Annotated in this window: 13 protein-coding genes; 11 read left to right on the forward strand and 2 right to left on the reverse strand. The window is 30.7% G+C overall.

Annotation, left to right across the window (positions count from 1 at the left end; all coding sequences use genetic code 11):
• Positions 1 to 83 precede the first annotated feature (83 nt).
• Positions 84 to 3,263 (forward strand): Ig-like domain-containing protein, encoded by a 3,180-nt coding sequence (locus SM9_RS05255; RefSeq protein WP_058739139.1) that lies wholly within the window; start codon positions 84 to 86, stop codon positions 3,261 to 3,263.
• 17 nt (positions 3,264 to 3,280) lie between these two features.
• Here the strand turns inward: SM9_RS05255 and SM9_RS05260 are convergent, their stop codons facing one another.
• Positions 3,281 to 3,835, reverse strand: a complete 555-nt coding sequence (locus SM9_RS05260) for a hypothetical protein (RefSeq protein WP_058739140.1) — start codon at positions 3,833 to 3,835, stop codon at positions 3,281 to 3,283.
• Positions 3,836 to 4,267: 432 nt separating this feature from the next.
• On the opposite strand from SM9_RS05260, the gene SM9_RS05265 reads away from it, so the two are divergent.
• The 10 genes from SM9_RS05265 (at position 4,268) to SM9_RS05310 (ending at position 14,353) form a co-directional block, all read left to right on the forward strand.
• Complete coding sequence (locus SM9_RS05265; RefSeq protein ID WP_058739141.1) at positions 4,268 to 5,068, forward strand: DUF169 domain-containing protein; 801 nt, start codon at positions 4,268 to 4,270, stop codon at positions 5,066 to 5,068.
• A 91-nt stretch (positions 5,069 to 5,159) separates the two neighbouring features.
• Complete coding sequence (locus tag SM9_RS05270; protein WP_058739142.1) at positions 5,160 to 6,812, forward strand: DUF2142 domain-containing protein; 1,653 nt, start codon at positions 5,160 to 5,162, stop codon at positions 6,810 to 6,812.
• 95 nt (positions 6,813 to 6,907) lie between these two features.
• Entirely contained in the window at positions 6,908 to 7,858 is a 951-nt protein-coding gene (locus SM9_RS05275; protein ID WP_058739143.1) for a glycosyltransferase family 2 protein, read from the forward strand.
• Positions 7,858 to 9,453 carry a DUF2142 domain-containing protein gene (locus SM9_RS05280; RefSeq protein WP_058739144.1) on the forward strand — a complete coding sequence of 532 codons (1,596 nt, stop codon included), beginning with the start codon at positions 7,858 to 7,860 and terminating at the stop codon, positions 9,451 to 9,453. Before SM9_RS05275 ends, SM9_RS05280 begins: the two co-directional genes overlap by 1 nt.
• 93 nt (positions 9,454 to 9,546) lie before the next feature.
• Positions 9,547 to 11,178: a DUF2142 domain-containing protein gene (locus tag SM9_RS05285; protein WP_058739145.1), complete on the forward strand. Its 1,632-nt coding sequence runs from the start codon at positions 9,547 to 9,549 to the stop codon at positions 11,176 to 11,178.
• A 15-nt stretch (positions 11,179 to 11,193) separates the two neighbouring features.
• Positions 11,194 to 11,640: a MarR family winged helix-turn-helix transcriptional regulator gene (locus SM9_RS05290; protein ID WP_058739146.1), complete on the forward strand. Its 447-nt coding sequence runs from the start codon at positions 11,194 to 11,196 to the stop codon at positions 11,638 to 11,640.
• 77 nt (positions 11,641 to 11,717) lie between these two features.
• Positions 11,718 to 12,200 (forward strand): ferritin-like domain-containing protein, encoded by a 483-nt coding sequence (locus tag SM9_RS05295; protein WP_058739147.1) that lies wholly within the window; start codon positions 11,718 to 11,720, stop codon positions 12,198 to 12,200.
• 12 nt (positions 12,201 to 12,212) lie between these two features.
• Positions 12,213 to 12,992 (forward strand): MBL fold metallo-hydrolase, encoded by a 780-nt coding sequence (locus SM9_RS05300; RefSeq protein ID WP_058739148.1) that lies wholly within the window; start codon positions 12,213 to 12,215, stop codon positions 12,990 to 12,992.
• Positions 12,993 to 13,015: 23 nt separating this feature from the next.
• Entirely contained in the window at positions 13,016 to 13,774 is a 759-nt protein-coding gene (locus SM9_RS05305; protein ID WP_058739149.1) for an EFR1 family ferrodoxin, read from the forward strand.
• Positions 13,775 to 14,353 (forward strand): flavin reductase family protein, encoded by a 579-nt coding sequence (locus tag SM9_RS05310; protein WP_058739150.1) that lies wholly within the window; start codon positions 13,775 to 13,777, stop codon positions 14,351 to 14,353.
• 21 nt (positions 14,354 to 14,374) lie between these two features.
• Here SM9_RS05310 and SM9_RS05315 read toward each other — a convergent pair whose 3' ends face one another.
• A complete protein-coding gene (locus SM9_RS05315; protein ID WP_058739151.1) occupies positions 14,375 to 15,667 on the reverse strand; it encodes a TIGR02710 family CRISPR-associated CARF protein in 1,293 nt (430 codons plus the stop codon).
• Positions 15,668 to 16,078 lie beyond the last annotated feature (411 nt).

Below are 16,078 nucleotides of genomic sequence, written 5' to 3' on the forward strand. Positions count from 1 at the left end.
TTATACTATTTAAATATAGTTGGGAGAGATAACATGAAAAAAATATTTTTTTAGTATGCATTATTTTTTCTATTATTTTATCCATGTCATTTGTTAGTGCAATGGATGTTAATGAAACACAAAATAATGCTGTGTTAAAAGATAATGTGAATATTATTGATGTTGGTTCTGGTGATTTTTCACAATTATCTCATTATGTGAAGAGTGATAATTATATTATATTAAATGGGGATATTACACGATCTCCAAGTAATAGTGACTTATCAATTGAAAAAAATGTGACAATTGATGGAAATGGTCATACAATTAATGCAAATAATTTGGGGCGAATTTTTAGTATTTATGGAGGAGAATTGACATTAAAAAATTTAAAGTTGAAAAATGGAAATTTAGATGGTCCTGGAGGAGCAATTTTAAATTATCATGGTAAATTAACTATTATGGATTGTACTTTTGAAAATAATCGTGCTACACAGGGTGGTGCAATTTCTTGTGATGTTGGAAAAACTACTATTTTGGGTACAAATGTATTTTCCAATAATCAGGCAACTATTGATGCAGGAGCAATTTATAATTATTACTCTGAATTAACTATGTCTGGAAAAAATACTTTTAATAGTAATCAAGCTTTAATTCATAATGAAGGTAAAGGTGGGGCTATTTTAAATGTATTTGGAGGATCTAAAATGACCATCACAGGAGAGACTATTTTTAATAATAACCAAGCAACATTTGATGGTGGAGCTATTTTTAACCATCAAGCTACACTTTCTATGGATGGTGTAAATTCTTTCATTAATAATAAATTAACAGGTGGTGAAGGTAAAGGTGGTGCAATTAATAATGAAAATGGTACTTTTACTTTATCCGGAGTTAATACATTCAAATCAAACTCTGCTGTTAGGGGTGGAGCAATTGATAGTAGTTTTGATTCAATCACTACAATTTCTGGAAAAAATGAATTTATAAACAATAAAGTTACTGGTATGGGTGGTGCAATTTCCAATCATTTGGTAAAAAGATTTAATTTATATGGTGAGAATACGTTTGAATCAAATTCCGCTAATAATATTGCTGGAGTATTATATATATTCCATGGTACATCAGATATTAATTCTAAAAATGCATTTAATTCCAACACTGCATCAAATGCTGGGGGAGCAATATATTTAGATTCAGCATCTATGACTATTAAAGGATTTAATAATTTCAAATCAAATAGTGCACCTTTAGGTGGTGCATTGCTTTTGAAAGATTCAACCCGTGTTGATATTTTAGGTGAAAATGTATTTGATTCAAATACCGCTTCAAGTACTGGTGGAGCTATTAGGGCTAATAATGTAAAAGAGTTGATTTTAGGAAATCATAACTATTTTTCAAACAATAAGGCTTCCAGCAGTGGTGGAGCTATTTATATGCAGAATTCAGTTTTAAATACTCAAGGTGCTTTGTATGAGAGTAATTCTGCTCAATATGGTGGAGCAATATTTTTAGAAAATACTGCATTTGCAGGTAACTACAATATTTTCAAAAATAATTATGCTTCAAAAACAGGTTCTGATATTGAATCATATCAAAGTTCTATAAATAGTTTAGAGTATAATTACTGGAATTCTCAAAATAAGGTTTCACAGAATAATATCCATAATTATGATGTATCAAGGATTAGGAATTGGGTTGTGATTGACTTCACTATTCCGTCTGAAATTAAACAGAATACTAATACTGAAGTTGTTAGATTCAAAACTAACAGTTTCACTAATTTAGGTGGTGAAATGCCTATGTATGGTGTTTCTGCAAGTCCAAACTTCAATCCTTCAAATGTTATTATTAAAAATAATGTTGGAACCAGTCAGTATACTGGTCCTGCGGGTCCTGTTACTGTCACAGTATCCAGTTCTAATTTCGGAGGATCAAAAAGTGTCAATGTTGTTGAAGGTAAGGTTAAAACCCAATTGAAAGGAAATAATGTTGTTTTAAAAGACCCTTCCCAAAGTGCAAATTATCAAGTTACTTTAAGTGATGTAAACGGCAATGTATTGTCCGGAAAAACAGTTACTATTACTGCGGACGGTAAAAAATATACAAAAACAACTGATGCTAAAGGAATAGTTTCCTTGACACTTTCAGGTTTAGCCAACGGATATCATAAGGTTGAATCATCATATGCCGGAGAGAATAAATATTATGATTCCAGCACAACCAATGGTATAATATGTGCATTCAATAATGAGTCAACTACACAATTACAGACAAGAGATATTGAAATGTATTTCAAGGATGGTACCAGATATGGTGTTAAATTAATGGACTCTGCTGGTAAAGCATTAGCCAATAAAGAAATTTATATATTAATTTCCGGAATTATTTACACAAGAACAACCAATGAAAATGGTGAGGCATCCATTGCTATTAACTTGAATTCAGGAACTCATGATGTAATGGCATGTTTCCCTGGAGATGCAAGCAATGAATTTGCATTCGTTGAAAATACAATTATCGTCAAGCCAACCATTTCAGGTAATGACATTACCAAACATTATAAGAATGGAACTCAATATTATGCTAAATTTGTTGGAAAAGACGGCAAAGCCTTAACAAATACCAAAATCAAATATAACATCAATGGTGTATTCTATGAAAGGACCACTGATGCCAACGGTTATGCTAAAATGAACATCAACCTTATTCCTGGAAGATATGTCATTACCGCAACCAACCCTGTTAATGGAGAAATGTATTCTAATATAGTTACCGTTCTAACAATATTTGAAGGTAAGGATGTAGTTAAATACTACAGAAATGACACCCAATATATTGTGAAGATCCTCGGTGATGACGGTAAACCTAAATCCGGTGTAACAGTTTCATTTAACATTAATGGTGTATTCTATAATAGGGTTACCAATGAATCAGGTTATGCAAAGATGAACTTGAACTTAATTCCTGGAGATTATATTATTACTGCTGAATATAACGGTTTGAGATATTCAAATAATATCAAGATATTGCCTGTTCTTTCTGCACGTGATGTTACAATGTCATATAGGGATGGAACTAAGTTTGAAGTAAAAGTACTTGATGGTCAGGGTAATGCATATCCAAACCAAAACATTACATTTAATATTAATGGTGTATTCTATCAAAAAGTAACTGATGATGACGGATACGCTAGGTTAAACATTAATCTAATGCCTGGTGAATATATCATTACATCTGAATACGGTACTGCCAGAATAGCTAATAAAATTAATATCAGATAATGAGGATAATATTTTCCTCATTTAATTTTTTTATATTTTATTTTTTTGTTTTCTCTTTTTCTTGAATCCATATCCACCAAATCATATATTAATTTATTTTTAAGCAAAAATCTCCATACTTTGTATGTTTGATTAATGAATTCTTCATTTAAAGGAATATTGTCCTTGATTAGTGGACATTCATATGGATACTCGCTATCGTCAAAGATAAGATAAAAGTGATTGTCAGTGTCTATATGCGGTATCAATGGAAATGTTCTGCACTGAATCGGTCTTATTTCGCGCTGGCAGTTAGGCGGATTAAGACATTTTACAGTATATACTCCGTCTTTCCAGGAATATGGATAGTCAATTTCTTTAATGCTGAAATGTTTTAGTTCAAATGATTCGCTGTTTTCATAGAGCAGTTCTTCACCTGGAAGCAGATATATTAGCAAATCATCGTTAGAATAGTCTTCATCATCATATAGGCAGCAGATTTCACCGCAGAGTTTTCCGCAGTCATAGTCAACAGGCGAAACCCTATTCAGCACTTTATGAATTTTTTCAATCTGTTCTTTTGAAATTTCCATGTTATACTTTTTAGTTTTTCATGTATATTACTTTCATGCATTTAATTTAATTAAAATTCTTATTTTTTATTTCATTATCTTCTTTAAAAAACGTAAAATAATGGATGGTGTTTTTCATATATGTATTATTTGTTGAAAAATCATTATTTTTAAAGTATGTTATCTATCTCCAATAATAATTTTTCTAAAAATATTAAATATTAATGGGGATGATACGATGAGTGATTTTGAAGGTGTTTGCGATACATTATACATTCCATTATCTGCAAGGATATATGTGTCAAAAATATTTTCTGACTATTTTCATGATAAAACTATTCATGAAGATTGCTGATTCAAGAAAAAATGCAATAATTTTACATTTAAAATTTTATAATAATTAGTAATCTTTTTTTATCATGATTAAACAAAATTATAATTGGGGTTATTAAAATGGAAAGTTATATTTCTAATGAATTGAATTTAAGGTTCCCACCTATTGTTCTTTTGAAATCTGATGAAAGGCCGGAAGATGCAAAAGGACCTAAACCTGGAAAAGGAGGGTGTGTAATGAGTTTTGTTGCTCAAACAATAGCTAAAAGAGTAACGACATGCTTTGGAAGAGAAAATATTTCCTGTGGTGGAATCGCTACTGGATTTGGATGGGGTGATGGATTTTCAACATCAGAAGATATGGATTTTCAGGCTACATTTCTTTCATGCGGGCTTGAATCCGCTCCTAATAAGAAATCCTATGAGGCCCGTTTGGAAAAGATGTCTCATGTAAGCGAAATGTTTCTGGAAGGGGAAAGGATATACTCTGACTTTGAAACAGCAATAACCAACATTAAAAATAGGCCGATTTATGATGAGGGTCAGTATGTGATTTTTAAAAGTATTGAAAACTTAAAAGATGGGGAAGATCCTAAATCAGTGATATTTACTTTAAATCCTTTGGAACTAACAGTTTTGATTCAATTAAACACTTCCTTTAGAACAGACAACGCATGTCTTTTAACACCTCAGGCTTCAGCTTGCCAGTCAATAGGAAATTTTGTTTTCAAGCAGGATGAAAGTGATGATCCTGTACCAATTTTGGGACCTATAGATTTGGCAGGCAGGTCAAAAACCAGACATTTCATTCCTGATGAATATTTGACATTATCAATGCCTTGGAAACTATTTTTAAAGCTAGAGGAAATCAGCAAAAAGAGTGTTCTTCAAACTGAATCATGGAAAAATTTTTTGAAATAAATATTAAATTTTATTATTTTTTAATTTTTCACATAAGAATAAATATACCCTAAAATAAAATATTATATGATATATTTTTTTGGGGAGAAAAATGAACTATTTTGATGATTTTGATTTAAAAGGCACTTTAAATGATTATAAGGATATGCTTTTTCAGTCAAAGAAATACCTGTTAATCTATTTGGTTTTGATTTTTGTAATGGGACTGTCAACTATTTATGGTAGAATTATTTTCACTCCCAAATTTTTGATATTGACTTTTTTAGTCGTTGCACTTTTAGGTATTTTCTGCATTGTCTTTTATTTTCTCCATAGTAGTGATGAAGAGTTATATAAAGTAGCATTTGTTATAATACTGTCTTTTGGATTAGTATGTTCTCTGATAGTTCCTATTTGTGATGTCAGCGATGAATCAGAGCATCTCACACGTGCTGAAATTACTTCAAGAGGTATCTTAATTCCTCATTGGACAGGTGAGGAATTGGGTGTTGAAGGATTATTCAATCATACAGAAGGACAAGTGTATAGCACTGCACGTAATTATGGTGCAGGATTTTATACAATTCAATCCATGAAGTTTTTCCAGGAGAACCTTGGAGGGACTGTGATTGAAACAGGGCATGACACGGATAAAATAAATAATACTCCTTATCTGGTTGAGTCTGCCTTTGAACAGAATCCATTTTTTGGTTATTTGCCTCAGGCTATTGGAATTTTTCTTGCAAAAATTTTTGATTTAAATGTAATTTGGATGCTGTGGCTTCCAAGAATGTTTAATTTAGTTTTTTATGCGGGAGTTATTTCTCTTGCAATTAAAAAGACTCCTGTTTTAAAGATGCCTTTGCTTGCTGTTGCATGTATTCCAATTTCAATATATCAGGCATCTTCAGTAAGTATAGACTGCATGATAATTGCTTTGGGAATTTATTCCATTGCTTATTTTATTTACATGACGCAAGCAGAGGAAAATTCTCTCACATCAAAGGACATTATTATTTTCACTGTAATCTGTATTATTTTGGGACTTTGTAAGCTGACATATTTGGCATTTATCTTTCTTTTGTTGCTTGTTCCTTTTAAAAATTATCAAAATGATAAAAAAACTGTCATTCCTATGATATTTATTTCAATAGCAGTAACTGCTGTTATAGGTATGTTATGGAGCAGATATTCATCACCTACCCTACTGCATTCATGGAGGGGGTCACGTAATCTGGTCAACTCAACTCTGCAGATTCAATATTTGATGGATAATCCTAAGCATGGTATAAATTTCTTTAAAATTATATTCACACGTGATTTAAGGCATTTGGCTAATGGAGTATTCAGTTTCTTCGGGGCACGTCAAGTTATGGATCACTATACCGACAAATATTATCTTGTACTTTTTCCTTTACTTGCATTTTTAGCAACAATATTACTTGCTTATCCGAAAAAGGTCAAATTTGAATTAAAAACAAGAGTAGGTACATTCGCTTTGATAATTATCATTTATATAGCTACATGTTTCATTCAGTTGCTGACATGGGCATTCATTGGTCAATTTAATTTAGGATTAAGCTTAAGGTATTTCATTCCATTGCTTGGTTTAATTCCGATTGCAATATGGATAAAGTATAATCCTATTGAAAAAGAGGTTTTTGATAAATATTCGATTATACTGATTACAGTATTTTTGGCAGTGATGATTATTTCATTTGCGACAAAATATTATTTAAATTATATGACATTTTCACTTTTTTAGTGAGCCTAAATTTCTAATGATTTAAATATATCTACATTAATTTTATATATTTAAAAAATAAAATATAGTGTTAATAAAACTTTATAGTGTAAATTATGAAAACTGCAATATTAATTCCTTGTTATAATGAATCTAAAACTATCAAAAAGGTTGTTTGTGATTTTAAAAAAGTAATGCCGCATGCCGATATTTATGTTTATGACAACAATTCAACAGATGGCACTGATAAAATAGCTGAAGAAAACGGAGCTATCGTTAGATATGAATTTAAACAAGGAAAAGGTAATGTTGTTCGATCAATGTTTAGAGACATTGATGCAGACTGTTATATCATGGTTGACGGTGATGACACTTATCCTGCTGAATCTGCAGTCGAATTTGAAAGACTTGTTTTGGAAAAGAATGCTGATATGGTTATTGGAGATAGACTGTCTTCAACATACTTTGAGGAGAATGACCGTCCATTCCATAATATTGGTAATAAAATGGTCAGATGGCTGATTAATTTATTCTTTAAAAGTGAACTGAAGGATATCATGACCGGAATGAGAGCATTCAGTTATGACTTTGTAAAATCATTTCCTATAGTATCAAAAGAATTTGAAATTGAAACTGAAATGAGTGTTTTTGCATTGATGAATAATTTTTCAATAGAGGAAATCCCAATTGATTATCGTGACCGTGTAGAGGGAAGCGAATCAAAACTGAATACCTACAGGGATGGATATAAAGTTCTTAGAATGATTTATACATTGGTTCGAGATAAGAGGCCCTTTTTCTTCTTTACAACTGCATCATTAATTCTATTGTTTATAGCAGCAGTGTACTTTGTCCCGATTTATTTGAGGTACCGCTATTACGGTTATGTTTTAAAGATTCCTACATTGATTGTTGTTTCAACTGTTGTGATGGTGGCTGCAGTCACATTCTTCACCGGAGTTGTTTTGCATGTTATTAAAAAGCAGAATAATGCGCAGCTTGAAAACCATTTAACATTAATCAGATTAAACAAAAAAATAAATAATTCTTATTTTAGGTTTTTATAATGAATAATGATAATTTTCACGAATTGAAGGACATTTTTTTCAAATCTAAGAAATATTTGTTAATATATCTGATTTTAATAGCTATACTTGGTCTTTCCACAGTTTCTAAAAGGAATTTTTCCGATCCTACTTTTGAAATAATTATGTTTATTATTGTTGCTGTAATGGGAATCTTTTCAATTCTTTTTTATTTTTCCCATAGCGATGAAAATGATTTGTATAAGGTTGCCTTTGTCATAATACTATTGTTTGGAATTACTGCAGCATTGATTGTTCCGATTTGTGATGTAAGTGATGAAGTTGAACATCTTACAAGAGCGGAAATTACCTCTCAGGGAGTTTTGGTTCCTCATTGGACAGGCGATGAAGTAGGCATAGACAGGTTGTATAATCATTCAGATGAAGGAAAATACAGCAATGTGAAAAATAATAATGTTGGTTTTCAAACGATTCAAAGTCATATGTTTTTCAATGACAATCGTGAAAAAACGGTTTTTGATGTTGAGGGTGATACTGACAAGATTGATTACAGACCTTTGATTGATGGATCTGCCTTTGAACAGAATCCATTTTTCGGATATCTTCCACAGGCCATAGGAATTCTTATAGCAAAGCTTTTGGACTTGAATGTAATATGGATATTATGGCTTGGAAGAATCGGCAATCTTGTATGCTATGCATGTTTGATTTCACTGGCCATTCGAAAAACTCCTGTTTTGAAAATGCCGTTGCTTGCTGTAGCATGCATTCCCATTACCATTTATCAGGCCGCATCAGTCAGCATTGATTCGATGATTATTGGATTGGGCATACTTGCCATAGCATATTTCATATATATGATTAAAGCGGAGAAGGATTCTATAGAAATAAAGGATATGGTGATTTTTACTGTAATCTGTCTGCTGCTGGGTCTTTGTAAATTGACTTATCTGGCATTCATATTTTTACTGTTGTTTGTTCCAAGGGATAATTTCGCATTTAAAAAGGCCTTGCCAGCATCATTGGCATCAATTTCAATCGTTGCGGTTTGCGGTGTTTTATGGAGTAGATACTCCACTCCTACATTAATGCATTCATGGAGATCTAAACTCAATTATGTTAACTCAGCAGAACAGGTTTCTTATTTCATTCATCATCCTATGTTTGCATGGAAATTCATTAGCCAGATATTCACAACGGACTTGGCGTGGATGGTTTATGGAATATTCAACTTCTTCAGTGCCGGAAGCGCTAATCATTATGCAAATACCTATTATTTCATTTTTGTAGTATTGCTTTTGTTCCTAATTGCAATTTTGATATTCTATCCTGAGAATAATAAATTTGGTAAAAAAATAAGACTGGGAAGTTTGCTTGTTTTACTTATTGTTTATGTCGGTACATGTTTTGTTCAGCTATTGACCTGGGCAGGAGTAGGATATACTGGATTAGGCATAAATACAAGATATTTCATTCCCTTGATTGCACTGATTCCTATTATAATCGGTAGGAATTATTTTGATTTAGATAAGTCTAAATTTGACAAGTATTCTATTATTTTAATTATAGTATTTATGGCAACATTAATTTTAGCATTTACAACAAAATATTATTAAAAGTTTTTTCAATGAAAATTAGACAAATTTAACGAATATTTAAATATACAAAAAGATATACAAATTTATAAGGTTTATTGATGAGGGAAATTTATGGGTAGTCTGGCTAATTTTGAAATTAAATCTACATTTAATGATTATAAGGATATGCTTTTCAAATCGAAGAAATATTGGTTAATATATCTTGTTTTGATTATAGTTTTAGGCATCACCACAATGAACAGATATGATGTTTTAAATCAGCATTTTGTCCTATTAACATTTGCTCTTGTTGCAATATTAGGTGTCTTTTCTATTGTTTTTTATTTTCTGCATGATAGCGATGAGGAATTTTACAAGGTTGCATTTGTCATTATTCTGATATTTGGTATTATGGCTACACTTATTCTTCCTATTTGTGATGTAAGTGATGAAATAGAGCATTTGGCGAGAGCAGAAATTACTTCTCAGGGTGTAATCATTCCTCATTGGACTGGTGAGGAAATGGGTGTAGAAGGACTGTATAATCATACTGAAGGAGAAAGAATCAGCAGTGAAAAAAATGCGGGTGCTGGTTTTCATTCGTTTAAGTCGTATAAATTTTTTTCAGATAGCCTTGGAAAAACGGTTTTTCAGACAAGTCATGATATGGATAAAATAAATAATGGGGATTTGATTATTGAATCTGCATTTGAGCAAAACCCCTTCTTTGGTTATTTACCTCAAGCAATAGGAATATTTCTTGCAAAATTCCTTGATTTGAATATAATTTGGGTCTTATGGCTTGCAAGAATGTGTAATTTGATATTTTATGCAGGTATTGTTTCTTTTGCTATTAAAAAGACTCCTGCTTTAAAGTTACCATTGCTTGCAGTAGCATGTATCCCAATTTCAATGTATCAGGCATCATCCTCAAGTATAGACTGTATGATTATAGGTTTGAGTATATTAATCATATCTTATTTTATTTACATGTGCAGAGCACAGGACAATTCTCTCACAATAAAAAATATTGCTGTATTCAGTATCATCTGTCTGTTATTGGGACTTTGTAAACTGCCTTATCTTGCATTTGTAATATTGTTGTTATTTGTTCCTTCCAAAAAATTTGAAAAGGACAAGAAGCATAATTTGCCGATACTTTTGCTTTCAATTGCGATAGTCACTGTAATTGGAATATTGTGGAGCAGGTATTCAGCTCCAACGTTATTGCATTCATGGAGATCATCCCATAACTTGATTAATTCAACAATGCAGTTTAATCATGTTATTCATCATCCTTCAAGTATTTCAAAATTCTTTTATAATATTGTTTTCATTGAAATACCTAATATGATGACTGGTGTATTCAGTTTCTTTGGTGCTCATCAGTTCCATCATTATGCTGACAGGTATCATTTTATAACCGCAATTCTTTTAATATATTTGGCTTTTGTATTATGGGCTTATCCAAGAAATGTCAAATTTGAATTAAAAACAAAATTGGGTTCATTGTTTACTGTTATTGTAATATATGTTGGAACTTGCTTTATCCAGCTTCTGACATGGGCAAGTGTCGGCTATTTCAATTTGGGTATAAGCACAAGGTATTTCATTCCATTGTTCTGTCTTTTCCCAATTGTAATATGGTTTAAAAAGATTCCATTTGATGCAGTTAAGTTTGATAGGTATGCGATGGTATTCATGATAGCATTTATGGCTGTATTTATCATATCATTTGCAACAAAATATTATTGGGTAATTTAATGTTTAGTGATAATCATGTCAAATTTGAATTTTGAAGAGGAAAGAATCTATTTCACTCCAATAATTCTTTATACTGACTATATCAATCTGCAATTCAACAAGTATCTAAAGGAAAATTTTAAAAACATCACGCCACGTGATTTCACATACTTATCCAATATTTTTTATCATCAAAACGTTTCCCAAAGGCAACTCGCTGAACTTTTATATGTTTCAGAGTCTAATGTTGCACAGATTGTAAAGCGGCTGGAGAATAATGGACTTATTTTTAGGACTTGTGATGCTAATAATAAAAGTAAAAAAGTTCTTAATTTAACTGAAAAGGGAAAATTAATTGTTTTTTCTGTTTTAAAGGATATTTATGAATGGGAAGCTTCTTTTTTTGATAAGTATGATGATGTTGACATAGAAAAGTTCAAAAGAATCATGTATGAATATTCTCAAAAATCAGGATATCCCTAAAAAAATTTATATATTATTCAAAATATAATTCGTATTAAGACTTTAGAATCTTAAGTCTTAATTATAAAGGTGAAAATATGGCTGATAAAGAAAAAACTATTGAAGCATTACAAGCTATTGTAACTGGATTATCTGCAAATTCATTTGGACACAGAATTCAAGCAAAAATATTTGCTGGATTAGGATTTCAATCATTAGGAGACAAATATATTGCACATGCAACCGAAGAAATGGATTTTGTTGAACAGTTCATGGATCGTATTTTAGATTTAGGTGGAGAAATCAAACAGGAAGCACAGGAAGCCAAACCAATTTACACAGATATCGTAGAATTCATTGAAGCAGATTACAAAGTATCTGTTGAAGGTATTGCAGTTGTAAATAAAATGATGGATTCCGGAATCTTTGATGCAACAACTTATGATTTAATGAAAGTATATCTCAAGGATGAAGAGGAAGACATGTACTGGAGTGAGCAGCAACTAGATTTATGCAAAATGATTGGAAAACAAAACTACTTAACCCAATTGTTAATAAATGATCAGGCATTAACTGAATAATTTCGTGATATTATGGAAATCAAGGCGGTTAAAAATATCGAAAATGGATTCATGAAGCAAAGTTTTGCCTTTGGTGGTGAAGAGGGATCAGACAAGTTTGATGATTCTATTTTATATCGATCCAGCATTCAAAATTATTTGATTGATACTGGAGAAGATGTAATATTGGTTGATACTGGTGTTCCAGCAACTTTTCCGATAAATGAACCTGATGAATCAACACCATTATTCATGGGAGACAAATTCACTGAATATATAACTTCACTAAATGAATTAGGCTATGAATGTGAAGATGTTACAAAAATTATCTTGACCCACAAGCATATTGACCACTCCGGTGAGATAAAGCAGTTTCCAAATGCCAAAATATATCTTTCAAAAACTGAAGCAGCCGAATTGAAACTCGAAGGTGACAATGTAGAGCCTGTAGCGTTTAGCGATGGAGCATATCATAACTTTGAGAAATCCCAAAAAATAGTTGATGGAGTCTATATCATTGAAGCTATTGGACATACTACAGGTAACAGTTTAGTGATTGCGGAAAATGATGGATTATTCTATATGTTCCAGGGAGATATCACATATACTGATGAGGCATTATATGAAAATAAGTTGTCTGTTGTTTTTGAAGATATTGAAAAGGCAAGGGAAACTTTAGATAAAGTACGTGAATTCGTAAAAAACAATCCTACAGTATATTTGTCAACACATACTCCATATGGTCCTGAAAATCTTGAAAATAAGGCTGTTGTTGATTTAAATAATCCTCCTGAAAGTATTTATTACGAATAAATACTTTTTTTTAATGGTATAATATGAAAATTTTATATTTCACTTCAACAGGAAATAATCTATATATATCTAGAAGACTTGGTGGAGAACTCCTAAGCATTCCACAATTGATGAAAAACAGAGATTTTAACATTTTTGACGATGTCGTGGGTATTGTCTTTCCTGTTTATTATGCAACATCTCCAAAAATGATTAGGGAATTCCTTAAAGAGGTAAATATTACGACAGATTACCTGTTTTTGATTTGCTCATACGGTTCAGATGGCGACCAAAACGCATTGAAAATAATGGCAAAAACATTAAAAAAGAAAGGAATTAATGTTAATTATACCAATTCTGTTTTGATGGTTGATAATTATTTGCCGATATTTGATATGGTTCAAGAAAAAAATATTAAAGATGATTTTGAAATTGATGCACAGATTGATATAATAAAAAATGATATTGAATCCAGAAAAGAGTACAGGCTTTTTAAGAAATCTTTTACAGATATTCCTCATATTGAAAAAGTTTTAGAAAAGATTATGACTAAAAGATATCATATCATTGTCGGTGAAGGATGCATCAATTGCGGAATCTGTGTAAAAGTCTGTCCAAGAGCCAATATCATATTGACAGAAGAAAAGCCCGTTTTGGCGGATAACTGTGAATTCTGCTTAGGATGTGCCCATCACTGTAAAAATAAGGTTTTTACTATAAACAATGAACCTAATGACGAAAGATATATCAATTCACATGTCAAGGTTTCTGAAATTATTATAAGTAATAATGTAGGTGATTGAATGAAAATCAACGTTAAAAAGCATACGATGATGTATCCTGCTCCAGCTGTTGTTGCAAGTGCCTATGATGAAGATGGTAATGCTGATGCATGTACACTAGCGTTCGCCACAATGTGTTCTCACCATCCTCCTGCAGTCATGATAGCTATTAATTCAACTTTGAAAAGAAAAACATTGAAAAGCATTTTGGATAGTGAAGAGTTTTGTTTGGCTTTTCCAAGTGTAGAACATATGGTTGAAGTTGATTATTTGGGTATTGAATCAGGTTATAATGCTAATAAACTGGAAAAAATTAATTTCAATTATCGTAAAGCTCAAAAGGTAAATGCTCCAATAATAGATGAGTTTAAAGTATCTTTGGAGTGTAAGGTAATGCATATTGCCGAAGTTGGTTCACATACACAAATCACTGGAGAAATTGTTAATGTTCAGGCCGATGAAAGTGTTTTGAATGAAAAAAATAAGATTGATTTTGAACTGCTTGACCCTTTGGCCTATGATGACATTACACATTCATATTATAGAACCGGTGAAAAAATAGACAATGCATTCAAACCAGGTTTGAAATTCAAAAAATAGTTTAATGTGGTTTATTCCACATTAAATTGCATTGATTTTTAATTTGATATCATATTTCGCAAATCTTGTTTCTTTGATAAATTTGTTCATGTCCTTATCCAATTTGCGTGCCAATATCATAACTATTTCCAAAAAACTATCAAAATCTTCTTTTGTCTGTGATTCTAGACCATGAGCCAAAATTGAATTGTTTCTTTTTTGTGTTAAATTTTTAATTTTACTTTCATTTTCAACATAATATTTTCCCAAGTCATTGTTTAGCTCGTTAAGTAATAAAAAGTCTTTTGATAATCCTATTCTTATTTTTCCATCTTCCTTTGTATTTTCTAGGTCTTTGATGAATTCATCAGATACATTATTTTCTTGAAGTATGGAAACATCAATATCTGAACTTTTAATGTTATATTTGGTTAATTCGATTTGTGCAATTAATTCAAATGACCTATATAATCGAGCAATCGCATCATCATATTTGTACTCTTCTGCTTTTCTAATTGAATTATTAATCAAGCTGGCAAGTATATAGCAGTTCTTGAGGTTTATTGATTTTGATTTTACGATGTTTCCTAAAGCATTAAGATTTTTCTTTATGTCTTTTTTAATTTCAACAAATTCGATTTGATTTGTGTTTACTTTAGTTAAATGATCGTATGCTTTTTCAAATTCCATATTGTCCCATGAATAGTATGCTTTACATAAATTTAATAGTGAATCCTTGTGAATATTCAAATCAACAATATAATTAAGGATATCTATGCATTGCATGAAACGGTTTGAATTGAAGTTATTTCTTATTCTCATTAAAGAAAATTTATCATAAATCTTGTAGAGGTTTTGATAATTGATGATTTCTGTTCCTGCTGAAACTTCTCCTGTTGATCTGTCTCCACCAATAGAAATAAGGGCTTTGCTATAAAACATACCGCAGCTGGCCATTGCAGCAGACATTGTTTTGGTTCCTAATGTGTAGTCCATGATGATTTCATATTTTTTGCTGTTTTCTTCATAGTCCAGTTCCCAGACTGCAGATTCAATTGTTTCAAAGCAGGAGTTAAAGTCATCGATGGCAGTTATCTGGAATATTTTGTAGTCTTCATCAGGAATGAATTCGTCATTGTCAAGTTTGAATAATTCTTCAATATGTTTTATTGTCTTTTCGGATTCATCTGATGCAAAAAACACCACATAATTCGGATATATTTTATTTATGGTTGAATATAATTTGCGGGCCTGAATTTTAAATCCTTCCTCATTTGTATTGAAATTATTGCCAGTTCCAACAGTCATGAATAATGCTATTTCTTTTCTTTTCATAATATCACAAACAGTATTGCTATAATAATGTATAGATTTTTTAAGATAAATACTTGAATTTTTAGAATTTTAGAATTTTTTTTGAAATTTTATAATTTCTCTTAATGATCAGTTTTTCATGATTAATTTAAATATAATTTTCTATTTAAAATAGCTATGTTATTTACTTTAAATTAAACATTTGATATAATATTTTTTTAATAAATGGACTGATGTTAAATTATAAATTTTTTTCATTATGGGGTGATAACTTATAACATATAAATTAGTATTAACTTTTTTATGTTTAAATTTGTGTATTTTTTTTAAATATTTTTTATTTTATTTTTTTTTAAATATTTTTATTTTTATTTTTTTTGTATTTTATGTATTTTGTTCATATTTTTGATTATTTATTTCAGTTTAAAAAAT

This window comes from Methanobrevibacter millerae, assembly GCF_001477655.1.
Classification (GTDB): domain Archaea; phylum Methanobacteriota; class Methanobacteria; order Methanobacteriales; family Methanobacteriaceae; genus Methanocatella; species Methanocatella millerae_A.